Consider the following 23,898-nt stretch of genomic DNA (forward strand, 5'->3'; position numbering starts at 1 on the left):
TCGTGGCGGAAGATTATGCCGTGTGAACATGAAGATTATTCCTGGGAATACTCGGAAATTTGTAAGTAATATTTAACTGCTCAATACATCTAACTTTTCAGGAGCCTTCGGTTTGGCCAACTCATCCTCACGTTATTCTGTTCTTACTGCCGCCCACTGGGGCCCAATGCTGGTTGAAACCGACGGTGAAACAGTTTTCACCTCGCGTGGTGCGTTAACCACAGGAATGGAAAACTCCTTGCAGAGTGCGGTTCGCGACCAGGTTCATAGCAATACGCGGGTGCGATTTCCGATGGTGCGTAAAGGCTTTCTTGCGTCACCAGAAAATCCACAAGGAATTCGCGGGCAGGACGAATTTGTTCGCGTGAGTTGGGATGAGGCACTGGATCTTATTCACCAACAACACAAACGTATTCGCGGAACTTATGGTCCGGCGTCGATTTTTGCCGGTTCCTACGGTTGGCGTTCAAATGGCGTGCTGCATAAAGCGTCAACCTTGTTACAACGCTATATGGCGCTGGCAGGCGGCTATACCGGCCATCTGGGGGATTATTCGACCGGCGCAGCACAGGCGATCATGCCGTATGTTGTGGGCGGCAGCGAAGTTTATCAACAGCAGACCAGCTGGCCGTTGGTGCTGCAACACAGCGATGTGGTTGTGCTGTGGAGTGCTAACCCTCTAAATACGCTGAAAATTGCGTGGAATGCGTCTGATGAGCAGGGGCTTTCTTACTTTTGTGCACTGCGTGACAGTGGGAAAAAGCTGATCTGCATTGATCCAATGCGATCGGAAACCGTCGATTTCTTTGGCGACAAAATAGAGTGGGTAGCTCCACATATGGGCACCGACGTAGCACTGATGCTGGGGATCGCCCATACGCTGGTGGAAAATGGCTGGCACGACGAGGCATTTCTGGCACGTTGTACCACAGGTTATGACGTCTTCGCCGCTTATTTGCTGGGCGAGAGCGATGGCATTGCAAAAACTGCCGAATGGGCAGCAGAGATTTGTGGTGTTGGCGCAGAGAAAATCCGCGAACTGGCGGCTATTTTCCATCAAAATACCACCATGCTGATGGCTGGTTGGGGAATGCAACGCCAACAGTTTGGCGAGCAGAAACACTGGATGCTCGTCACGCTGGCGGCAATGTTGGGGCAAATCGGTACACCAGGTGGCGGTTTTGGGCTTTCTTATCATTTTGCCAACGGTGGTAATCCCACGCGCCGCGCTGCGGTGCTTTCATCCATGCAGGGCAGTTTGCCGGAGGGCACCGATGCGGTAGATAAAATCCCCGTAGCTCGCATTGTTGAAGCTCTGGAAAATCCTGGCGGCGTGTATCAACACAACGGCATGAACCGACATTTTCCGGATATTCGTTTTATCTGGTGGGCGGGCGGTGCCAACTTTACCCACCACCAGGATACCAATCGCTTGATCCGCGCCTGGCAAAAACCGGAGCTGGTGGTGATATCGGAATGTTTCTGGACGGCGGCGGCGAAACACGCCGATATCGTCCTCCCCGCGACCACCTCGTTTGAGCGTAACGATCTCACTATGACTGGTGATTACAGCAATCAACATCTGGTGCCGATGAAGCAAGTAGTGCCACCGCGCGATGAAGCGCGTAATGATTTTGATGTTTTTGCTGAGTTAAGTGAGCGCTGGGAGAAGGGCGGCTATACACGGTTTACGGAAGGGAAAAGTGAGCTGCAATGGCTGGAAACGTTCTATAACGTTGCGCGGCAACGTGGGGCAAGTCAGCAGGTACACTTGCCGCCGTTTGACGAGTTCTGGGAAGCCAACCAGTTAATTGAGATGCCAGAAAACCCAACCAGCGAACAGTTTATTCGGTTTGCTGATTTTCGCCGCGCCCCACAGGCGCATCCGTTAAAAACTGCCAGTGGTAAGATTGAAATCTTTTCGCAGCGTATCGCGGATTACGGTTACCCGGATTGTCCAGGGCATCCCATGTGGCTGGAGCCGGATGAGTGGCAGGGCAACGCCGAACCGGAACAGTTGCAGGTACTTTCTGCTCATCCGGCGCATCGTCTGCACAGTCAGTTGAATTACAGTTCCCTGCGCGAATTGTACGCGGTGGCAAATCGAGAACCTGTCACCATTCATCCTGTAGATGCACAGGCGCGCGGTATACAAGATGGCGATACTGTTCGGCTGTGGAACTCACGCGGGCAAATCCTTGCCGGAGCGGTGATTAGCGAAGGTATCAAACCCGGTGTGATGTGCATTCACGAAGGGGCATGGCCGGATCTGGATTTTACTGCTGGCGGGATTTGTAAGAACGGTGCGGTGAATGTGCTGACCAAAGACCTCCCAAGCTCGCGGCTGGGGAATGGCTGTGCAGGTAACACGGCGCTGGCGTGGCTGGAAAAATACACCGGCCCTGAACTTACGCTTACGGCGTTTGATCCGCCTGCCAGTCCATAATCCAGGTAGGGAGTTGAGTTTCCTCCTGCCATGCGCAGTCGACAATGCGAAAGCCTTGCGCATGATAAAAACTTATCGCTGGTTGGTTTTTCTGGTAAACCTCCAGCAATAAATGGGGATGGCGTTGTTGCATATGTTGCATTAACGCCTTGCCGATACCGCGCCTGACAGCCTTCGGTGCGACAAACATCGCTGCCAGAAATCGCCCTTCCATCACGCTGACAAAACCGAGAAATTCACCGCTTTCTTCCCACACCCAGTTTTGTGCGTTAGCAAGATATGCATCACGCACCAGTGGAATGCAGTCACGCCAGTAACTCTCTTCTATAAAGGGATGTCCCCAGGTTGTGCTTTCCAGCCACAGTTCAAGGATCGCGGGCAGCTCAGAACGTTGCGCTTGTCTAATCATGCCTTATTCCCCGGATGGCAACAGCAGCCAACCTCATGATCGTTCACCAGCCCACACGCCTGCATAAAGGAGTAACAAATCGTCGAGCCTACAAATTTAAAGCCACGTTTTTTCAATGCCTTAGAGAGTGCGTCGGAGGCAGGTGTCGACGAGGGGATTTCGCTCAACGTTGTGGCTTGTGTCACCTGTGGCTGATGATTTACGAACGACCAGACAAAATCGGCAAACGGTTCGCCGTTCTCTTCCATTTGCAGGTATGCACGCGCATTGCCAATAATGGCCTGAATCTTCCCGCGATGGCGGATAATCCCGGCGTCCTGAACCAGTCTTTCGACATCCTCTTCCTGCATTGCCGCAACTTTTACTGGATCGAACTGATGAAAACAGGCGCGATAATTCTCTCGTTTTTTGAGGACGGTAATCCAGGACAGCCCCGCTTGTTGACCTTCAAGGCAGATCATTTCGAACAGTTTTTTACTGTCAGTTTCAGGCACGCCCCACTCTTCATCGTGGTAGGCAATATAAAGCGGGTCCTGACTCACCCAGCCGCAACGTTCCATACTTTCCCTCGCTATGTACCTGTTCGTAAAAATTTCACCGGCTTTTCTTGACGCACCGGTGAAAAAGTCAATATTTAATACAGGACTACTATGCCCGATATCTTTCATACAATGACAATAATAATGCCGAATTCGGCTCTTCCCTGGAGTCGTGTTAATGATCATAAAAAAATGTGGTGGTCGCCAGACGTTAAGTCTACTGGCGAGCGTGGTAATCAATTCCTTTTTTCTCAACACAGCTTACGCCTGGCAACAAGAATATATCGTTGATACGCAACCCGGACATACCACGGAGCGTTACACCTGGGATAGCGATCACCAACCGGATTACAACGATATTTTGTCGCAACGTATTCAAAGCAGCCAAAGAGTGCTGGGACTGGACGTTAATCTGGCGGAAGAAACGCCTGCGGATGTAACCAGCAGCATGAGTATGGGCTGGAATTTCCCTTTATATGAACACGTTACGACTGGTCCGGTTGCCGCATTGCATTACGACGGTACGACCACTTCGATGTATAACGAGTTTGGCGACAGCACGGCAATGCTGACCGATCCGTTATGGCATGCCAGCGTCAGTACGTTAGGCTGGCGTGTTGATTCCCGACTTGGCGATTTCCGCCCCTGGGCGCAAATCAGCTACAACCAGCAATTTGGTGAAAATATCTGGAAGGCTCAATCAGGCCTAAGTCGCATGACAGCGACAAATCAGAATGGTAACTGGCTCGATGTGACCGTAGGAGCCGATATGTTGCTTAACCAACATATTGCCGCCTATGCCGCGTTATCCCAGGCGGAGAATAGCGCCAATGATAGTGATTACTTGTATACCATGGGCGTTAGCGCCAGATTTTAACGAATTGGTCACAATCAAAGCCCGGCAATAACAATTATTGTAATGATAGTGGGTGCTAACTCACTCAAATAATAATTTTAATGAATGTTTGTCATGTCATTCATTCCTTAGTTAAAGCATTTCATTCCGTTCTGATGGCATTTCATGCCGTTTTTCCCCTGGCATAAAATGCACTTCGTTATGGTTGTCGGCAGAGAATCTTCCAATTTACTACTGCAGGACACTGCCATGACACCTTCAAACTATCAGCGTACCCGCTGGCTAACCCTTATCGGTACCATTATCACCCAGTTTGCGCTGGGGTCAGTTTATACCTGGAGCCTGTTTAATGGCGCGCTCTCAGCCAAACTGGATGCGCCGGTCAGTCAGGTTGCTTTCTCCTTCGGCCTGTTGAGTCTGGGACTGGCAATTTCTTCTTCTGTTGCTGGCAAGTTACAGGAACGTTTTGGTGTCAAGCGCGTCACAATGGCTTCCGGTATTCTGCTGGGGGTAGGTTTCTTCCTTACCGCGCATTCCAACAGCCTGATGATGCTGTGGTTGAGCGCTGGTGTGCTGGTTGGTCTGGCAGATGGCGCAGGTTATCTGCTGACGCTCTCTAACTGTGTGAAGTGGTTCCCGGAGCGTAAAGGGCTGATCTCCGCGTTTGCTATTGGTTCCTATGGTTTGGGTAGCCTGGGATTCAAATTTATCGACTCGCATCTGCTGGAGACGGTGGGTCTGGAAAAAACCTTTGTGATTTGGGGCGCGATTGCGCTGGTGATGATTGTCTTTGGCGCGACGTTAATGAAAGACGCGCCGAAACAGGAAGTCAAAACCCATAATGGTGTGGTGGAAAATGATTTCACTCTGGCCGAGTCAATGCGTAAACCGCAATACTGGATGCTGGCGGTGATGTTCCTCACTGCCTGCATGAGCGGTCTGTATGTGATTGGTGTAGCGAAAGATATTGCTCAGAGTCTGGCGCATCTTGATGCAATTTCCGCGGCCAACGCAGTGACGGTTATTTCTATTGCTAACCTTTCTGGTCGTCTGGTGCTGGGCATTCTGTCTGACAAAATCGCCCGTATCCGTGTCATCACTATTGGACAGGTGATTTCGCTGGTGGGTATGGCAGCACTGCTGTTTGCACCATTGAATGCAGTGACATTCTTTGCGGCGATTGCCTGTGTGGCGTTTAACTTCGGCGGCACGATTACTGTGTTCCCGTCACTGGTCAGTGAGTTTTTCGGTCTTAATAACCTGGCTAAAAACTACGGTGTGATTTACCTCGGTTTCGGTATCGGCAGCATTTGCGGCTCGCTTATCGCCTCACTGTTTGGCGGCTTCTATGTGACTTTCTACGTCATTTTTGCCCTGCTGATTTTGTCTCTGGCGCTTTCTACTACCATTCGCCAGCCAGAGCAGGAAGTATTGCGTGAAGCACATATTTAGAAATATGTGGCTACTGAAATAAATCCCACAGGGAGACGTCAGCGTCTCCCTTTTTTATAATCGAATATTAAATGAGCAATAATATTCATATAAAGAATGTGTTTTGTTATTTAATATAAATCATAAATATAAATATATTCCTAAAAACACAGTGGCTATTTGATGCGTTATTTGTAATTCATTGAAGTTGAAGTAAATTTAACTTTGTTACCAAAATACACCTTCAGTAAAATAATTTTATTTTTTAGCACCATTTGTATAATCTGCCCCCCGTTGTTATGAACAACATCAAGCATATTTATCTATATAAATGGAGTTATAAATGAAAAAGGTTCTGTTTGCCTTATCTGCGCTTGCGCTGACCTCTACTTCCGTATTCGCAGCTGATGCGGGCGACGGTACTGTTAAATTCACTGGTGAGATTGTTGACGCCGCTTGTGTTGTGTCTCCAGACACTCAAAAACAAGAAGTTGTTCTGGGCCAGGTGAACAAGTCTGTGTTTACTGCTACTGGTGATAAATCCACAGCAACTCCGTTCAAAATCAAACTGGAAAACTGCGATATCTCCACGTTCAAAAATGTGGATATCAGTTTTAACGGTGTTGGTGATGCAGACAACAGCAAACTGATTTCTGTGAGCACTGAACCAGGTGCGGCATCTGGCGTAGGTATTGGTATTTATGATAACACCAATACGCTGGTTGAACTGAATACTGGTAAATCCAAAACTACTCTGAAACAAGGCCAGACCGTTCTGTATTTCACCGCTAACTATGTCTCTACTAAAGATGCAGTAACCATCGGTTACGGTAACGCCGAAGTCGACTTCAACCTGACTTACAACTAATCGAGCCTGACGGAACGATCATCTCTCAATGGCAACAGATTATCTGTTGCCATTATTCGCACCAATGACTCAGGGACCGAATCATGAAACGTATTAGCCTTGCCGTGCTGGCACTTTTAATGACCGCACAACAGTGTTTTGCTGGTGGCATAGCCTTAAGCACGACGCGTGTTATTTATGATGGCGGCAAGAAAGAAGCGTCGCTGACCGTTGAAAATCACAATAAAAATGAAGAGTTTTTGATCCAGTCATGGATTGATGATGTGAATGGCAATAAAAAAACACCGTTTATTATTACACCGCCATTATTCAAACTTGATCCCGATAAAAATAACGTCTTACGTATCGTCAATATTGAAGATACCTTACCTAAAGATCGTGAATCTGTTTACTGGATTAATGTAAAAGCGATTCCTGCGAAAAGCGCTGAAAATGAAAATAAAAACGTCTTACAGATAGCCGTTCGCACCCGTCTGAAGTTGTTCTACCGTCCGAAAGGCTTACCGGGAAGTAATCTTGAGGCAATGAAGCAGTTACGTTTTCAACGTCAAAATAACCAAATTGTGGTTAATAACGACTCCGCTTATAACCTGACCTTTAATCAGTTTTCCGTTAATGGACAAAAGATTGAACGGGCGGGAATGGTTCTCGCGAAAGGAAAGTTAAACATTAACCTTCCAGCCGGTACAGGCAATGCGAACGAAGTGAAATACAGCATTATTAATGATTTCGGTGTTGCTGGCGAAATGCTGACGAAGCCGATTAACTGATCCTTTTACAAGGCGCTTTTACTATGCATTGGATGCATTTACCTCTCTATCACTACAGAGCGCATTTTTCTTTCTCACTGTTGGCATTAACGATTGCCAGCTCGTTACCTGCGTATGGCGGAAAATTTAACCCTAAATTTCTCGAAAACGTTCAGGGTATCGATCAACACATCGACTTGTCGGTATACGACTCACCTGTCGGCCAGCAAATACCCGGTAAATACCGGGTTTCGGTGTTTGTAAACGAAGAAAAAATGGCTTCCCGGACGCTGGATTTTAGTACCGCCAGCGAAGCGAAACGCAAAGCCAGCGGTGAGTCGCTTATGCCTTGCCTTAGCCGGGTGCAACTGGAAGAAATGGGCGTGCGTGTTGACAGCTTTCCGGCGCTGAAGATGTCACCACCGGAAGCCTGTGTGGCGTTTGATGAAATCATTCCCCAGGCCACCAGCCGCTTTGATTTTAATACTCAGACGCTGCATCTTTCCTTCCCGCAGGCGGCAATGATGATGACCGCTCGTGGCACGGTTGATCCTTCTCGCTGGGACGAAGGAATACCCGCGCTGTTGCTGGATTACAGCTTTAGTGGCAGCAATGGGCGCAATGAAGGAACAGGTTCATCTTCAGACTCTACCAGTGACAGTTATTACCTGAACCTGCGCAGCGGTTTGAACGTCGGTCCGTGGCGTTTACGTAATAACAGTATCTGGAACCGTACCGATGGCAAAAACCAATGGGATAACGTTGGTACATCGTTAAACCGGGCGATTATTCCACTCAAGTCACAGATAACACTGGGTGATACCGCCACGCCTGGCGAGATTTTTGACAGCGTACAAATGCGCGGGGCGTTACTGGCATCTGACGATGAGATGTTGCCGGACAGCCAGCGTGGCTTTGCTCCGGTGGTGCGCGGCATCGCCAAAAGCAACGCTGAAGTCAGTATCGAACAGAACGGCTATGTCATTTATCGCACTTTTGTTCAGCCGGGCGCATTTGAGATTAACGATCTCTACGCAACCTCCGGCAGCGGCGACCTGACGGTGATCATTAAAGAAGCCGACGGAAGTGAACAACGTTTCATCCAGCCGTTTTCGGCGGTGGCGATTTTTCAGCGTGAAGGGTATCTGAAATATAGCCTGGCTGCCGGTGAGTATCGTGCGGGTAATTACGACAGCGATAAATCGCGATTCGGGCAGTTTACCGCCATGTACGGCTTGCCGTGGGGAATGACCGCCTATGGTGGTGCATTGTTATCGGCTGACTACAACGCTTTAGCGCTGGGGCTGGGGAAAAACTTCGGCACCATTGGCGCGGTATCGGTGGATGTCACCCAGGCGAAAAGTCAGTTACGCAACAATGAAAAAGAGGAAGGCCAGTCTTATCGTTTCCTCTATTCGAAAAGTTTTGACGGCGGCACTGACTTGCGCCTGCTGGGCTACAAGTATTCAACTAGCGGCTATTACACCTTCCAGGAAGCGACCGATGTTCGCAGTGACGCCGACAGTGATTACCGTCGTTATCACAAGCGCAGCCAGATACAGGGCAACATTACTCAGCAACTGGGAGACTACGGCTCTGTTTATTTCAATATGACGCAGCAGGATTACTGGAACGTTGACGGTAAGGAGAACTCCTTAAGCGCTGGTTATCACGGTCATATTGGTCGGGTGAATTACAGTGTGGCCTATACCTGGACGAGAAGCCCGGAATGGGAAGAAGACGATCGCCTGTGGTCATTCAGTGTTTCGATCCCTCTGGGGGGCGCGTGGAGCAGTTATCGCATGACCACCGACCAGAATGGCAGGACGTCGCAACAGGCCTCTGTCAGCGGCACGTTACTGGAAGATCGTAACCTGAACTATAACGTTCAGCAGGGTTACACCAGTAATGGCGTTGGCTACAGTGGCAGCGTCAATATGGGGTATATGGGTGGCTCTGGCAACATCGACATGGGCTATAACTATTCCAAAGATAACCAACAGGTTAACTATGGCGTGCGCGGCGGTGTCATCGTTCACAGTGAAGGTATAACGCTTTCGCAGCCCTTAGGTGAAAGTCTGGCGATTGTTTCTGCTCCGGGCGCGCGTGGTGGACATGTGGTTAATAGCAGCGGCGTAGAAGTTGACTGGATGGGTAACGCGGTGGTGCCGTATCTCACGCCATATCGTGAAACCATTGTGGAACTACGTAGCGACACGCTGGGGCAAAACGTTGAACTACAGGAAGCGTTCCAGAAAGTCGTGCCAACGCGTGGCGCAGTTGTGCGTTCCCGCTTTGAAACGCGCGTTGGTTACCGCGTATTGATGAGTTTAAAACAGGCGAATGGCAACGCTGTACCGTTCGGTGCTACCGCAGCATTAAGTGATGACAGCAAACCAGCCAGCAGCATTGTGGGTGAAGAGGGGCAGCTCTATATCAGCGGGATGCCGGAAGAGGGCGAGTTACAGGTGAGCTGGGGGAATGAGCAGGCGCAACGTTGCCGTGTGCCGTTCCGTTTGCCAGAGAAAAAGGACAATTCGGCTATCGTGATGGTTAATGCGGTATGTGAGAAATAAGGATATGCAGATGAGCTTTGTGAAATTAGTGTTTGGTGCTGTATTAATAACCTTAAGTTTATTTTCTACGAGTACTTATGCAGCGGATTGGGGACCCTGTCAGACTGATTCAGGAATACCTCACGACTATTGGTTTGATATAACGCAAACCATTATGGTCCCGACTGAAAATAAATCAGGTAAAATCGTCAGTATTCCATTTGATCTAGGGTATACTTATTCCGCTTATTGTCAGTGCCCTGATCCTATACCTCAAACGGGAGTAGTAACTAGATTTAAAGGAGAATCTACTCTTTTGGATTCAACTCCCCAGTCAAATTATTACAAGTTGAATAATAATATATCAGTATTAACGAAGATTTATATTTTTAGACGTGGGGATTATATTGTTCCATTTACGGACATTGATAATGTTACTCTTGGTCTGGAGTGTACGCGGGGATTGTCAACGGGTTGGACGACAGGGAGTAAAGGTAATGTATTAATAAAAATAACCAAGCCTTTTACTGGTGAACTGGATATTCCAAAAACTCAAATTGCTGCACTTTATGGTTCAAAAAAAGCTTCATCTTACGGCAGTATTCCAATGGCAACAGTAAGTATTTTGGGGAAAATCACTGTCACTCAAGGTTGTGAACTTGCCGCTGGCACCGTGCTGGATATTCCATTCGGAGAATATCAGGCCCATGACTTTAAAGGGCGTGCCGGGCAACCGCCACAAAATGTTCGGAAGGTACAAAAAGAACTGAGTTTTGACTGCAATAATATTTCAGATGGCGTTAAAATTTATCTCAGTATTGATGCAACACCGAATAATGCTTACCCCAGCGCAATTGATTTAGGTAACGCCGATGTTGGTGCAGTCATTGAGGACGGTAAAGGTAATATCCTCAAGCCGAATGACAGTAATAGCTTATTAGAAATGAATCCCGGTTCGCTGTACGAAGATGTCAAACGCAAAGCGACAACCACAATTACCGCTTATCCCGTTAGCACGACCGGAAAATTACCCGCTGCCGGTGATTATAGCGGCATTGCTACCATGCATGTCGAACTGGAGTAACAGCCATGAAGCGAACAATACTTGCGTTATGTCTGCTGCCTCTTTCCTTTTCGTCACTGGCGGCAACCACGGATTTAGGGCCGAAAGGAACGTTGAAATTCACCCTTAAAATTAGCCAGGGTGCTTGTGAACTGGTAAAAGACAATATTGAGGTAGACCTGGGAAGGGCGGTCCTTAAACAGCCGGTAAGAATTGGAACAGAACTTAATCCCACTACTTTTTCCATCGGTCTGAAAAACTGTAGCGATGTGGTCAGAGCCTACGTCACTATGGATGGTACGCCCAATGCGGACGACCCTAATCTTTTTGCGCTGGATGCGGGGGGCGCTACGGGCGTTGGGCTGAAAATCAAAACCGCCGCGGGAGTACAACAGTTCCCGGAAAATACGACACCGACACCGGTTGAGTTTGCAATTAACGGTGATGGCGCACATCAACTGAACTATATCGCCAGCTATGTGCCAGTTCGCGCTGATGCAAACATTGGTCGCGCGGATGCAACGGTCGATTTTACCGTACAGTACGAATAATGTCGCATCTTCGGGGCCAGGAAACTGGCCCTTTCTACTGCTTTTTGTAACGCTAAAGTCTTTTTTCATACTTGTATTTTTGTAAATTTGTGCTTCAAGTACACTCTTTCCCCACACTTTTTCCCTTTGCTGTGGTCTACTTATCAGCGTGTGCAGATTTTCCTTATCTGACGACCTTCGCACTTTTCCCTTGCCTGGCTTGAAAGGCCATAATGCAGGGTGTTATCACCTGTTTTTCCAGGGTTTGTTTGCATGAGATATATCAAAACGATAACGCAGCAAAAGCTAAGCTTTTTGCTCGCTGTCTATATCGGTCTGTTTATGAATTGCGCAGTCTATTTCCGTCGGTTTGACGGTTACGCGCATAACTTCACTTTTCTTAATGGCGTCTCGGCGGTTATCGAACTGGCAGGGACGGTTCTGGCAACCTTCTTCTTTTTACGCTTAATTTCACTCTTTGGCAGAACGGCCTGGAAAGTGCTGGCTTCATTGCTGGTGCTGATTTCTGCCGGAGCCAGCTACTACATGACATTTATGAATGTCATGATTGGCTACGGGATTGTTGCTTCGGTGATGACCACCGACATTGACCTGTCGAAAGAAGTGGTTGGCTGGACGCTTATCGCATGGGTTGTACTGGTGAGTATTATCCCGTTGCTATTTATCTGGATGAACCGTTCACAAGACACTTTCTGGCGCCAACTTTGTACCCCGAAAACTCGCTGGCGTAGTGCGCTTACCGTGCTTTTGGCGGGCTTGTTGGTATGGGGCCCAATTCGTCTGATGGATGTAGTGCAAAAGCGTGCAGACCGTTTGGCCGGAGTGGATATGCCAAGCTACGGCGGCGTGCTGGCGAACTCTTATCTGCCTTCGAACTGGCTTTCTGCGCTGGGGCTGTATGCCTGGGCGCAAGTGGATGAATCGTCAGACAATCGGTCGCTGATGAATCCGGCAAAAAAATTCACCTATACCCCGACGCAAAATCTCGACGACACCTATGTGGTTTTCATTATTGGCGAAACTACGCGTTGGGATCATATGGGGATGCTGGGCTACGAGCGCGATACCACGCCGAAGCTGGCCAAAGAGAAAAACCTGGTGATGTACCGTGGTTATTCTTGTGATACCGCGACTAAATTATCACTACGCTGTATGTTTGTACGTGAAGGTGGAACGGAAGATAACCCACAACGTACGCTTAAAGAGCAGAACGTATTTGCGGTTCTCAAACAGCTGGGCTTTAGCTCTGATTTGTACGCCATGCAGAGTGAGATGTGGTTCTACAGCAACACCATGGCTGACAACATTGCCTATCGCGAGCAAATTGCAGCAGAGCCGCGTAACCGTGGGAAAGCGGTGGACGACATGTTACTGGTCAATGAAATCGAGCGTTCTCTGGAGAAAAAACCAGAAGGTAAGCATCTGATTGTCCTGCATACCAAAGGTTCGCACTACAACTATACTCAACGTTATCCCCGTGAGTTTGCCCAGTGGAAGCCAGAGTGCTATGCCATTGACCGCAAATGCCCACGAGCGCCGATGATTAACTCATACGATAACTCAATCACCTACGTTGATCATTTTATCGACACGGTTATCGACAAATTCCGCGATAAGAAGGCCATTATTTTCTATGCAGCGGACCACGGTGAATCAATTAATGAGCGTGAGCACTTGCATGGCACACCACGTGAATATGCGCCGCCGGAGCAGTTCCGCGTACCGATGATGGTCTGGATGTCGGATAAATATCTGGAGAATCCGGCCAACGCGCAGGCATTCGCACAGCTGAAAAAAGAGGCGGATATAAAAGTGCCACGCCGTCATGTGGAACTGTACGACACCATTTTAGGTTGCCTTGGTTATACTTCACCGGACGGTGGTATCAACGAAAACAACAACTGGTGTCGAATCCCTCAGGCGAAGAAAGCAGAAGCTAACTAAATGCGCTGCTGAGTTTCTCGCCGATCAAAAGGCATTTTGCTATTAAGGGATTGACGAGGGCGTATCTGCGCAGTAAGATGCGCCCCGCATTCGGTGATTGGCGCAGCCTGGTAGCGCACTTCGTTCGGGACGAAGGGGTCGGAGGTTCGAATCCTCTATCACCGACCAAATTCGAAAAGCCTGCTCAGCGAGCAGGCTTTTTTGCATTTGTAGCCCATGAGGACGAGAACCTCCGGGGGCAGGGAGGTTCGACTCGAGCGAAGCGAGAGAACGTTGCGTCAGCAACGGCCCGCAGGGCGAGCCACGAAGTGGCGAGTAATCCTCTATCACCGACCAATTTAGAAAAACCAGCCTACGGGCTGGTTTTTTGCTTTCTGTAACCCGCTCGAACGTAGGCCTGATAAGACGCGGCTGCGTCGCATCAGGCAATGGCAGCACACATTTCCCTGCCAAATTTGCGCCCCATATCTCACTATCCATTAACGGATTTGTGACAGAAACCATTGTCTTTTTTTATATTTGCTTAAATCTTTTTTTGCGTTACTTATGGCTGGCGCTGGCATTTTCCGCTGTGCGGTTTAGCGTTCATGGTATTAATCGCTCAGATATCCACCTTTTCCTCAGATTTTTTTCATTAAATGCATAAAACTTAATCACCAATTGTTGCTAAATATTAAGCTGATTGTTCTGGTTATGTTGGCGTAGCACAAATTTCTCTGCTGCAAATAGTTGTTTGAAGTTTTTTTAATCTTTGTTTGTGGATTCTCACCATTGGTGTAAATCCCGGTGGGCTGTATTGACGTTTTCACATTCTGTTGACAGATTGTAGGTCACGAGGGGCATTTTATGGAGGATCCGCACTGTAACACTGATGTTAATTAGTACGGCATCCCCACCTCATAACGTTGACCCGACCGGGCAAAAAACAAAAAAGGTCAGGCAGCGACAACCCACTGCAAAGGGTTAAAACAACAAACATCACAATTGGAGCAGAATAATGCGTATTTCCTTGAAAAAGTCAGGGATGCTGAAGCTTGGTCTCAGCCTGGTGGCTATGACCGTCGCAGCAAGTGTTCAGGCTAAAACTCTGGTTTATTGCTCAGAAGGATCTCCGGAAGGGTTTAACCCGCAGCTGTTTACTTCCGGCACCACCTATGACGCCTCTTCCGTACCGCTTTATAACCGTCTGGTTGAATTTAAAATTGGCACCACTGAAGTGATCCCGGGCCTCGCTGAAAAGTGGGAAGTCAGCGATGACGGTAAAACCTATACCTTCCACCTGCGTAAAGGTGTGAAGTGGCACGACAACAAAGAATTCAAACCGACGCGCGAACTGAACGCCGATGACGTGGTGTTCTCGTTCGATCGTCAGAAAAACGCGCAAAACCCGTACCATAAAGTTTCTGGCGGTAGCTACGAATACTTCGAAGGCATGGGCTTGCCGGAGCTGATCAGCGAAGTGAAAAAGGTGGACGACAACACCGTTCAGTTTGTGCTGACTCGCCCTGAAGCACCGTTCCTGGCTGACCTGGCAATGGACTTCGCTTCTATTCTGTCAAAAGAATATGCTGACGCGATGATGAAAGCCGGTACGCCGGAAAAACTGGACCTCAACCCAATCGGCACTGGTCCGTTCCAGTTACAGCAGTATCAAAAAGATTCCCGTATTCGCTACAAAGCGTTTGATGGCTACTGGGGCACCAAACCGCAGATCGATACGCTGGTCTTCTCCATTACCCCTGACGCTTCCGTGCGTTACGCTAAATTGCAGAAAAATGAATGCCAGGTAATGCCGTACCCGAACCCGGCAGATATCGCTCGCATGAAGCAGGATAAATCCATCAACCTGATGGAAATGCCGGGGCTGAACGTCGGTTATCTCTCGTATAACGTGCAGAAAAAACCACTCGATGACGTGAAAGTTCGCCAGGCTCTGACCTACGCGGTGAACAAAGACGCGATCATCAAAGCGGTTTATCAGGGCGCGGGCGTGGCAGCGAAAAACCTGATCCCGCCAACCATGTGGGGCTATAACGATGACGTTCAGGACTACACCTACGATCCTGAAAAAGCGAAAGCCTTGCTGAAAGAAGCGGGTCTGGAAAAAGGTTTCTCCATCGACCTGTGGGCTATGCCAGTACAACGTCCGTATAACCCGAACGCTCGCCGCATGGCTGAGATGATTCAGGCTGACTGGGCGAAAGTCGGCGTGCAGGCCAAAATCGTCACCTACGAATGGGGTGAGTATCTCAAGCGTGCGAAAGATGGCGAGCACCAGACGGTAATGATGGGCTGGACTGGCGATAACGGGGATCCGGATAACTTCTTCGCCACCCTGTTCAGCTGCGCCGCCTCTGAACAAGGCTCCAACTACTCAAAATGGTGCTACAAACCGTTTGAAGATCTGATTCAACCGGCGCGTGCTACCGACGACCACAACAAACGCGTTGAACTGTACAAACAAGCACAGCTGGTGATGCACGATCAGGCTCCGGCACTGATCATCGCTCACTCCACCGTGTTTGAACCGGTACGCAAAGAAGTTAAAGGCTATGTGGTTGATCCATTAGGCAAACATCACTTCGAAAACGTCTCTATCGAATAATTAAAAGCCATACAAGACTGATGGCAAAGGCAGAACTGCCTGATGCGCTCCGCTTATCTGGCCTACGAAAATTCTGCAATGTATTGAGTTTGCACGATTTTGTAGGCCGGATAAGGCGTTAACGCCGCATCCGGCATAAACAAAGCGCACTTTGTCAACAATCTGCATACCCGGTGGTGCTGTGCCTCTGCGCGCAGCGCCATCCGGCAGCAATACTTCATTCCCTGTCCGGCACGGGCGGGAATTGATTTGTGAGCAATACAGACACGCAGTTCCAGGCTGCGGGTCACTACAGAGAATCCGGGTTATGTTGCAGTTTATTCTCCGACGTTTGGGACTCGTCATCCCCACGTTTATCGGTATTACCCTTCTCACATTTGCCTTTGTCCACATGATCCCGGGCGATCCGGTGATGATCATGGCGGGTGAACGTGGGATCTCCCCAGAGCGTCACGCGCAGCTGCTGGCAGAACTCGGCTTAGATAAACCGATGTGGCAGCAGTATCTCCATTACATTTGGGGCGTAATGCACGGCGATTTAGGCATTTCGATGAAAAGCCGCATCCCGGTTTGGGAAGAGTTCGTGCCGCGCTTCCAGGCCACGCTGGAACTTGGTGTCTGCGCGATGATTTTTGCTACGGCAGTCGGTATTCCGGTTGGTGTGCTGGCTGCGGTTAAACGCGGTTCCATTTTCGATCACACTGCGGTTGGCCTGGCGCTGACCGGCTACTCGATGCCGATCTTCTGGTGGGGCATGATGCTGATCATGCTGGTTTCGGTGCACTGGAACCTGACGCCTGTCTCCGGTCGCGTGAGCGACATGGTGTTCCTCGATGATTCCAATCCGTTAACCGGTTTTATGCTGATCGACACCGCTATCTGGGGTGAAGACGGTAACTTTATCGATGCCGTCGCCCATATGATCTTACCGGCGATGGTGCTGGGCACAATTCCTCTGGCGGTTATCGTTCGTATGACGCGCTCCTCAATGCTGGAAGTGCTGGGCGAGGATTACATCCGCACCGCGCGCGCTAAAGGGCTAACCCGGATGCGGGTGATTATCGTCCATGCGCTGCGTAACGCGATGCTGCCGGTGGTGACCGTTATCGGCCTGCAGGTGGGAACATTGCTGGCGGGGGCGATTCTGACCGAAACCATCTTCTCGTGGCCCGGTCTTGGGCGCTGGTTGATTGACGCACTGCAACGCCGCGACTATCCGGTAGTGCAGGGCGGCGTATTGCTGGTGGCGACGATGATTATCCTCGTCAACCTGCTGGTCGATCTGCTGTACGGCGTGGTGAACCCGCGTATTCGTCATAAGAAGTAAGGGGACATCATGTCACAGGTTACTGAAAATAAAGTGATTATCGCACCGGTGCCGATGACCCCGTTACAGGAGTTCTGGCACTATTTTAAACGCAACAAAGGCGCGGTTGTCGGGCTGGTTTACGTCGTCATCGTGCTGTTTATCGCGATCTTTGCCAACTGGATTGCGCCGTATAACCCGGCGGAACAGTTCCGCGATGCGCTACTCGCCCCGCCAGCCTGGCAGGAAGGCGGCAGCATGGCGCACTTGCTCGGTACAGATGACGTCGGTCGTGACGTTATGTCGCGCCTGATGTACGGCGCGCGCTTGTCGCTGCTGGTTGGCTGTCTGGTGGTGGTGTTATCGCTGATTATGGGCGTTATTCTCGGCCTGGTCGCCGGTTACTTCGGCGGCCTGGTCGATAACATCATCATGCGCGTGGTCGATATCATGCTGGCGCTGCCAAGTCTGCTGCTGGCGTTGGTGCTGGTGGCGATTTTCGGCCCGTCGATTGGTAACGCCGCGCTGGCGCTAACCTTCGTTGCCTTGCCGCACTATGTGCGCTTAACCCGCGCCGCCGTGCTGGTGGAGGTGAATCGCGATTACGTCACCGCGTCTCGCGTGGCAGGTGCCGGGGCGCTGCGCCAGATGTTTATCAATATTCTTCCCAACTGCCTTGCACCGTTGATTGTTCAGGCGTCGCTCGGTTTCTCTAACGCCATTCTCGATATGGCTGCTCTTGGTTTCCTCGGCATGGGGGCGCAGCCGCCAACACCGGAGTGGGGCACCATGCTCTCCGATGTGTTGCAGTTCGCGCAAAGCGCTTGGTGGGTCGTGACCTTCCCGGGTCTGGCGATCCTGCTGACGGTGCTGGCATTTAACCTGATGGGTGACGGTCTGCGTGACGCGCTCGATCCCAAACTGAAGCAGTAAGAGGTTCGAGATGGCGTTATTAAATATAGATAAATTATCGGTGCATTTCGGCGACGAAAGCGCACCGTTCCGCGCCGTAGACCGCATCAGCTACAGCGTAAAACAGGGCGAAGTGGTCGGGATTGTGGGTGAGTCTGGCTCTGGTAAGTCGGTCAGTTCACTGGCGATTATGGGGCTGATTGATTATCCGGGCCGCGTGATGGCAGAAAAGCTGGAGTTTAACGGCCAGGATTTGCAGCGTATCTCAGAAAAAGAGCGCCGCAATCTGGTGGGCGCCGAAGTGGCAATGATCTTCCAGGACCCGATGACCAGCCTTAACCCGTGTTACACCGTGGGTTTCCAGATCATGGAAGCGATTAAGGTGCATCAGGGCGGTAACAAAAGTACCCGCCGTCAGCGGGCGATTGACCTGCTGAATCAGGTCGGCATTCCTGACCCGGCCTCGCGTTTAGACGTTTATCCGCATCAGCTTTCCGGCGGCATGAGCCAGCGCGTGATGATCGCTATGGCAATTGCCTGTCGGCCAAAACTGCTGATTGCCGATGAACCGACTACCGCGCTGGACGTGACCATTCAGGCGCAAATCATCGAACTGCTGCTGGAGTTGCAGCAGAAAGAGAACATGGCGCTGGTGTTGATCACTCATGACCTGGCGCTGGTGGCGGAGGCGGCGCATAAAATCATCGTGATGTATGCAGGCCAGGTGGTGGAAACGGGTGATGCCCACGCCATCTTCCGTGCGCCGCGTCACCCGTATACTCAGGCATTGCTGCGTGCATTGCCGGAATTTGCTCAGGACAAAGAACGTCTGGCATCGTTGCCTGGCGTCGTTCCAGGCAAATACGACCGCCCGAACGGCTGCCTGCTTAACCCGCGTTGCCCCTATGCGACAGACAAATGCCGCGCTGAAGAACCGGCGCTGAATATGCTCGCTGACGGGCGTCAGTCCAAATGCCATTACCCACTTGATGATGCCGGGAGGCCGACACTATGAGTACGCAAGAGGCCACCTCGCAACAACCGCTGTTGCAGGCTATCGACCTGAAAAAACATTATCCGGTGAAGAAAGGCATGTTCGCGCCGGAACGTCTGGTGAAGGCGCTGGATGGCGTTTCGTTTAACCTTGAACGTGGCAAAACGCTGGCGGTAGTAGGTGAATCCGGCTGCGGTAAATCGACGCTTGGTCGGTTACTGACGATGATTGAAACGCCCACCGGCGGTGAACTGTATTATCAGGGGCAGGATTTGCTCAAGCACGATCCGCAGGCGCAGAAGCTGCGTCGGCAGAAAATCCAGATCGTCTTCCAGAACCCCTATGGTTCACTGAATCCGCGTAAAAAAGTCGGGCAAATTCTCGAAGAGCCGCTGCTTATTAACACCAGCTTAAGCAAAGAACAGCGTCGGGAAAAAGCCCTGTCGATGATGGCGAAAGTCGGCCTGAAAACCGAGCATTACGACCGCTATCCGCACATGTTCTCCGGCGGTCAGCGTCAGCGTATCGCCATTGCCCGTGGTCTGATGCTCGACCCGGATGTGGTGATTGCCGATGAACCAGTTTCCGCGCTGGACGTTTCGGTGCGCGCGCAGGTGCTGAACCTGATGATGGATTTGCAGCAGGAGTTGGGGCTGTCTTATGTCTTTATCTCCCACGACCTGTCGGTGGTGGAGCACATTGCTGATGAAGTGATGGTAATGTACCTGGGCCGCTGCGTGGAGAAGGGAACGAAGGACCAAATCTTTAATAACCCGCGTCATCCGTACACCCAGGCGCTACTCTCCGCGACGCCGCGCCTGAACCCGGACGATCGCCGCGAGCGCATCAAGCTCACCGGTGAACTGCCAAGCCCGCTGAATCCACCGCCGGGCTGCGCCTTCAACGCCCGCTGTCGTCGACGCTTCGGCCCCTGCACCCAGTTGCAGCCGCAGCTAAAAGACTACGGCGGTCAACTGGTTGCCTGCTTTGCTGTTGATCAGGATGAAAATCCGCAGAAGCCTGCTGTATAACCCACCCGATGAGACCGGCTTTCATGCTGGTCTCATGTCAAATATGACCTTCTTGTGCTTTAACTATCACTTATAGATCTTTTTTGACCATTGTTGTTGCGAATGGATTATATATGAGCTAAATTATAATAATTAATAAAAAATAGTTCATTTGTGATGCTTAACGAACTTCTTTAACCATAAATGATCTTTTTTTGTCTTTAATCAATTGAAAGGTTCTTTAATGATCTACACGGGGTCACAGAATCTGGCTCAAGAGTTGAAAGCGATCGGCGACCAGCTCCAGGAGTTGCAGAAGAAACTTATTCAGGGGCCGAATATTAGTCAACCACGCCCCCTCCGGACCATTGAGACTCCTCGTCATTTGGGGGAACAACTGAATGCACGTCGCAAAGAATTGGGCATTGATTTATACACCCTTGAACTACAAACGGGGATCTCAACGTCCACGTTAAAGCGACTTTTTAAGGATCCTGAACAGGTTAAATTCGGCAGTGTGTTTGCGGTGGCGAACGTTCTTGGAGTGAAACTATGCATCGACGAGTGAAAGTGTTGCTCTATGGTCAGGTAGTGGGTGAACTCTCTCAGAACGACAGTGGTTTTTTGTTTCAGTACGCCCCGGATTACCACGGACCGGCAATCTCAATCAGTCTGCCCGTCGCACAGCGTCAGTTTCCCAGTGAGACGTTGCATCCTTATTTTGCCTCACTGGCGCCAGAAGGATGGCTGCGTCAACGCTACAGCCAGATACAGCATCGTGACGAAAACGATCCGCTGGGAATGCTTATTGATAACGGCAAGAATCTGCTGGGGGCAATCCAGATTTTACCTTGGGAGGAATAATGGCGAATTGTCGCATTCTGTTAACGCCGCTGAATGAACGTGACGAACAGCGCGGATATTCGACACAAGGGTTGAAGCGCCTGAGCGGCACTGCAAAATTGAATCCTCGGCTGGGGTTTACGCGAACTCAGTTTGTGCAGGAACTTCCGCGTCAACAAAAAGGGATGAGTATTTCCGGTTACCAGCCCAAATTGCAATTAGTGCTGGATGAAGGAGAGTTCCGCGTCGTAGATCATCAGGGAAATTTTATCCTTAAGCCCTCTCCAGCCGACTTTCCCGGTTTGGCCGAAAATGAACATGCAACAATGACATTGATGTCTCGTTTGGGATTTGACGTACCTGTGCATGGCCTGCTGAGTTTTGCACCACAATCAGAGGAGGAGCTTGAATACGCGTTTGTTATCCGGCGCTATGACCGGGATGACAAGGGGCAGCCAGTGCATCAGGAGCAGCTTGATGGTGCGATGCAGATTACAGATAAATATGGCAAAACGGGAAATGATAACGAGCAATACGTCAGCTATGAAACGCTGGCCCGATTTTTAATTGCCCATGTTAACGACAACATCGCATTTAAAATCGATCTCTTTCGTCGCATTGTTTACGCCTGGTTGCTGGGTAATAACGACATGCATTTACGAAACTTTGGCTTAGTGTACTCCGATGGTTTGACGCCAGCGTTAGCGCCGGTGTATGACTTTGTTTCTGTAGCTCCCTATCCGGAATATTTTCTCTCAAACTATCTGGCGCTGCCGTTATTGATGCGAGAAGAAGGCGGTCGGGAACTGGCTCCTGGATTTGAAAGTGATTATGGCGAGTATATCGGGCAGGACTTTTTGCTGTTGGGTGAATCGATGGGATTAGCGCCCAGATTGCTGGAAAAACTCATTCAGGATATACGTAAAGAAAATGCCATTGTTATGGAAACGTATGAACAGTCCTTTATGACTCAGGAGCATATCCAGGCTGTACTGAAATGCTATCGACATCGTCTGGGGCTGCTGTGAGCAGCCCCCGTTACTTTTACTCAATCAGCTTCAACAGCGGCGAAAAGCACAGCAAAATGCCATAAAACAGGATAAGCCATGTTTTTAGCCCGCGTAGTTTTTTCAGTTGTGAAACTTTAGAGATCAGGAAAAACGGAATCAGGCACGACACAATGCCATATAACGGGCTTCCTAACTGAAAGAACACCAGCACCGATACACGAAACGAAACCCAAATCGTCAACGTAATGACGATAAAAGCGCAAATTGCCAGAGTCAGCATACGCGAGTTAATTTTCTGGGTATCAATAATTCGGCTTAACAGATTGAGAATAATGCCTTTAATGGCCTCGTGGAAACCGAGGTAAATGCCAAAGAATGCGGTCAGTACGGCAAAGATATTCAGCACCGTAGAGGTGATATGAATGATATGCCCGGGGATCACCTGCGCGGCTAGTGCCAGTGCCGAGATATTTTGTTCAAAGGCAGAAACGGCTTCTTCGTGGCTAATTGAGAAGGTAAACGAAAAGGCAAAAAACAGGATCACCGCGATGAGCGTGATATAGCTAATCCGGTGGGTACGCAGCGCGAGCCGAGTTGCCAGTACTTTATCTGTTTCCCGTTTACGATAGGCAATATTCATCGGGTTAAGCACCTGAATAAATACCGCAGAGAAGAAACAAAATGGAATGGTGAGCAGGACGTCGCGGAAAAATACGGAGGCTTGTGGGAAGGCGGTTATATTGGCGAAATTCCAGTGCGGGATCATCGCAAAACCGAACACGACAATAATGCCGACTTTGACCACCACCATTGGCCCGGAGATCTTAAATAGCAACCTTTCACCACCAGACGCAATTGCCACCAGTACGGCGAAAATAGCGACTTTATAAAGTAGAGATTGTGAAAGATCGGCATCGGTTAAACCGAAGGTTTTCAGGTATGAGGCGCTGTCGAAAACCACGGAGAGAGAGTAGATAAAAATCCCGTGGATAATCATCAAAAAGTAGATAACCCCGAGGAAAATTCCCCAGTTTTTACCCAGGTAATGACTGATAATATCTGTATAGTCATTACAGGAATCACTTTCCGAAAGTGTCTTTAAATAAATGTCCTGCACTATCCAGGTTGCCGGATAAGCAATGATTGCAGCGGTAATAAATACCCAAATCCCCTTTAGGCCAATTTGTACCGGCATCAGCACGGTTCCGGCACCAATCGCCATTCCTATACATAATAAAACCCAGCCGAAGTCATAGCGCGTAAACGGCAATTTGTGATCGTGTAATGGTTGTGTGTTGTGCTGCATAAAGTCCTGTCCAGAAAGAAGTCAGCCTCGTAAAAATGAATAACCCCAGCTTCTCTTGCGCAACTGGTAGAGAAGTTGAATATGCAGTGTGTAACGAATGAGACAGCAGATTCACTGGGGAGATCGCGAGGAGGCGCAATTCTACAAAATTGCGCATTTCACTACCAGTCTGGAGTCAGCTCGGATATGAACTGCAACTATTGTAAACAAAGAAATTAAGTTGGAAGGCATCACGCAATGAGGAAAATTGCCAGATGCTGACGGTAAAACGCAATCGTAGAATCAGCGGCAAGCCGGAAGGATTCCGGTGAGGCGCAATGTTGCGGGGGCTTTATCCCTGGTGGCATTGGTTGCTGGAGAGAGAAAACCCCCGCACGTTGCAGGTATGCACCTGACAACATCACGGGGGCCATTCTTGAACCTAGACAACTCAAGGATAGCCGCGAAACGTTGTCATTACAACAGAGGCGGCTATATGACTCTCGCAGAGTTGAGCATGGC

Annotated in this window: 21 protein-coding genes, 1 tRNA gene and 1 other RNA gene; 19 read left to right on the forward strand and 4 right to left on the reverse strand. The window is 49.7% G+C overall.

From position 1 onward, the window contains the following. The first annotated feature begins 112 nt into the window (after nucleotides 1-112). Nucleotides 113-2,446, forward strand: a complete 2,334-nt coding sequence (gene bisC / locus D9738_RS09885; RefSeq protein ID WP_130260117.1) for a biotin sulfoxide reductase — start codon at nucleotides 113-115, stop codon at nucleotides 2,444-2,446. On the opposite strand, the gene D9738_RS09890 is transcribed toward bisC, so the two are convergent. Then, nucleotides 2,415-2,855 carry an N-acetyltransferase gene (locus tag D9738_RS09890; protein ID WP_130210064.1) on the reverse strand — a complete coding sequence of 147 codons (441 nt, stop codon included), beginning with the start codon at nucleotides 2,853-2,855 and terminating at the stop codon, nucleotides 2,415-2,417. The genes bisC and D9738_RS09890 overlap by 32 nt on opposite strands. Further along, the gene (gene tag / locus D9738_RS09895) at nucleotides 2,852-3,415 is read right to left on the reverse strand and encodes a DNA-3-methyladenine glycosylase I (protein WP_130260118.1); all 564 of its coding nucleotides are present in this window, start codon (nucleotides 3,413-3,415) and stop codon (nucleotides 2,852-2,854) included. Before tag ends, D9738_RS09890 begins: the two co-directional genes overlap by 4 nt. Before the next feature lie 157 nt (nucleotides 3,416-3,572). On the opposite strand from tag, the gene D9738_RS09900 reads away from it, so the two are divergent. The 11 genes from D9738_RS09900 to dppA all read left to right on the forward strand — a co-directional run bounded on the left by D9738_RS09900 (nucleotide 3,573) and on the right by dppA (nucleotide 16,016). Continuing rightward, nucleotides 3,573-4,271: an autotransporter outer membrane beta-barrel domain-containing protein gene (locus tag D9738_RS09900; RefSeq protein WP_130260119.1), complete on the forward strand. Its 699-nt coding sequence runs from the start codon at nucleotides 3,573-3,575 to the stop codon at nucleotides 4,269-4,271. A 228-nt stretch (nucleotides 4,272-4,499) separates the two neighbouring features. Continuing rightward, entirely contained in the window at nucleotides 4,500-5,702 is a 1,203-nt protein-coding gene (locus D9738_RS09905) for an MFS transporter (protein WP_130260120.1), read from the forward strand. Between the two features lie 322 nt (nucleotides 5,703-6,024). Beyond that, nucleotides 6,025-6,549: a long polar fimbrial major subunit LpfA gene (gene lpfA / locus D9738_RS09910; protein ID WP_130210072.1), complete on the forward strand. Its 525-nt coding sequence runs from the start codon at nucleotides 6,025-6,027 to the stop codon at nucleotides 6,547-6,549. A gap of 83 nt (nucleotides 6,550-6,632) precedes the next feature. Beyond that, on the forward strand, nucleotides 6,633-7,319 hold the full coding sequence (gene lpfB, locus D9738_RS09915) for a long polar fimbrial biogenesis chaperone LpfB (protein WP_130210074.1): 687 nt from the start codon (nucleotides 6,633-6,635) through the stop codon (nucleotides 7,317-7,319). Between the two features lie 23 nt (nucleotides 7,320-7,342). After that, the gene (lpfC, locus tag D9738_RS09920; protein WP_130260121.1) at nucleotides 7,343-9,874 is read left to right on the forward strand and encodes an outer membrane usher protein LpfC; all 2,532 of its coding nucleotides are present in this window, start codon (nucleotides 7,343-7,345) and stop codon (nucleotides 9,872-9,874) included. Between the two features lie 10 nt (nucleotides 9,875-9,884). Further along, complete coding sequence (gene lpfD / locus D9738_RS09925) at nucleotides 9,885-10,937, forward strand: long polar fimbrial protein LpfD (RefSeq protein ID WP_240731110.1); 1,053 nt, start codon at nucleotides 9,885-9,887, stop codon at nucleotides 10,935-10,937. Nucleotides 10,938-10,942: 5 nt separating this feature from the next. Further along, the gene (gene lpfE / locus D9738_RS09930; protein ID WP_130260122.1) at nucleotides 10,943-11,467 is read left to right on the forward strand and encodes a long polar fimbrial protein LpfE; all 525 of its coding nucleotides are present in this window, start codon (nucleotides 10,943-10,945) and stop codon (nucleotides 11,465-11,467) included. Nucleotides 11,468-11,719: 252 nt separating this feature from the next. Further along, nucleotides 11,720-13,411, forward strand: coding sequence for a kdo(2)-lipid A phosphoethanolamine 7''-transferase (eptB, locus tag D9738_RS09935; protein ID WP_130260123.1), 1,692 nt, complete (start codon nucleotides 11,720-11,722; stop codon nucleotides 13,409-13,411). Between the two features lie 91 nt (nucleotides 13,412-13,502). Then, nucleotides 13,503-13,579: transfer RNA gene (locus tag D9738_RS09940), tRNA-Pro, on the forward strand. A 34-nt stretch (nucleotides 13,580-13,613) separates the two neighbouring features. After that, nucleotides 13,614-13,747: non-coding RNA, RtT sRNA (locus D9738_RS09945), on the forward strand. Between the two features lie 661 nt (nucleotides 13,748-14,408). Then, nucleotides 14,409-16,016, forward strand: a complete 1,608-nt coding sequence (gene dppA / locus D9738_RS09950; RefSeq protein WP_130260124.1) for a dipeptide ABC transporter substrate-binding protein DppA — start codon at nucleotides 14,409-14,411, stop codon at nucleotides 16,014-16,016. A 62-nt stretch (nucleotides 16,017-16,078) separates the two neighbouring features. On the opposite strand, the gene D9738_RS24740 is transcribed toward dppA, so the two are convergent. Next, nucleotides 16,079-16,306 (reverse strand): hypothetical protein, encoded by a 228-nt coding sequence (locus D9738_RS24740; protein ID WP_165383329.1) that lies wholly within the window; start codon nucleotides 16,304-16,306, stop codon nucleotides 16,079-16,081. A gap of 17 nt (nucleotides 16,307-16,323) precedes the next feature. Here D9738_RS24740 and dppB point away from each other — a divergent pair, with 17 nt between their 5' ends. The 7 genes from dppB to D9738_RS09990 all read left to right on the forward strand — a co-directional run bounded on the left by dppB (nucleotide 16,324) and on the right by D9738_RS09990 (nucleotide 22,109). Next, the gene (dppB, locus tag D9738_RS09960) at nucleotides 16,324-17,343 is read left to right on the forward strand and encodes a dipeptide ABC transporter permease DppB (RefSeq protein WP_000938857.1); all 1,020 of its coding nucleotides are present in this window, start codon (nucleotides 16,324-16,326) and stop codon (nucleotides 17,341-17,343) included. A gap of 9 nt (nucleotides 17,344-17,352) precedes the next feature. Continuing rightward, nucleotides 17,353-18,255: a dipeptide ABC transporter permease DppC gene (gene dppC / locus D9738_RS09965; protein WP_130210086.1), complete on the forward strand. Its 903-nt coding sequence runs from the start codon at nucleotides 17,353-17,355 to the stop codon at nucleotides 18,253-18,255. A gap of 10 nt (nucleotides 18,256-18,265) precedes the next feature. Next, the gene (dppD, locus tag D9738_RS09970) at nucleotides 18,266-19,249 is read left to right on the forward strand and encodes a dipeptide ABC transporter ATP-binding protein (protein WP_001196445.1); all 984 of its coding nucleotides are present in this window, start codon (nucleotides 18,266-18,268) and stop codon (nucleotides 19,247-19,249) included. After that, nucleotides 19,246-20,259, forward strand: a complete 1,014-nt coding sequence (gene dppF, locus D9738_RS09975) for a dipeptide ABC transporter ATP-binding subunit DppF (protein WP_130260125.1) — start codon at nucleotides 19,246-19,248, stop codon at nucleotides 20,257-20,259. Before dppD ends, dppF begins: the two co-directional genes overlap by 4 nt. 223 nt (nucleotides 20,260-20,482) lie before the next feature. Further along, complete coding sequence (locus D9738_RS09980; RefSeq protein WP_130260126.1) at nucleotides 20,483-20,806, forward strand: helix-turn-helix transcriptional regulator; 324 nt, start codon at nucleotides 20,483-20,485, stop codon at nucleotides 20,804-20,806. Further along, nucleotides 20,791-21,102, forward strand: a complete 312-nt coding sequence (locus D9738_RS09985) for a HipA N-terminal domain-containing protein (protein WP_130210092.1) — start codon at nucleotides 20,791-20,793, stop codon at nucleotides 21,100-21,102. The genes D9738_RS09980 and D9738_RS09985 overlap by 16 nt, the downstream gene beginning before the upstream one ends. Continuing rightward, complete coding sequence (locus tag D9738_RS09990) at nucleotides 21,102-22,109, forward strand: HipA domain-containing protein (RefSeq protein ID WP_130260127.1); 1,008 nt, start codon at nucleotides 21,102-21,104, stop codon at nucleotides 22,107-22,109. The genes D9738_RS09985 and D9738_RS09990 overlap by 1 nt, the downstream gene beginning before the upstream one ends. A gap of 16 nt (nucleotides 22,110-22,125) precedes the next feature. Here D9738_RS09990 and D9738_RS09995 read toward each other — a convergent pair whose 3' ends face one another. Further along, the gene (locus D9738_RS09995; protein ID WP_130210096.1) at nucleotides 22,126-23,397 is read right to left on the reverse strand and encodes an amino acid permease; all 1,272 of its coding nucleotides are present in this window, start codon (nucleotides 23,395-23,397) and stop codon (nucleotides 22,126-22,128) included. Nucleotides 23,398-23,898 lie beyond the last annotated feature (501 nt).

It is taken from the genome of Escherichia sp. E10V5, from assembly GCF_004212315.1.
In the GTDB taxonomy this organism is placed as follows: Bacteria; Pseudomonadota; Gammaproteobacteria; order Enterobacterales; family Enterobacteriaceae; genus Escherichia.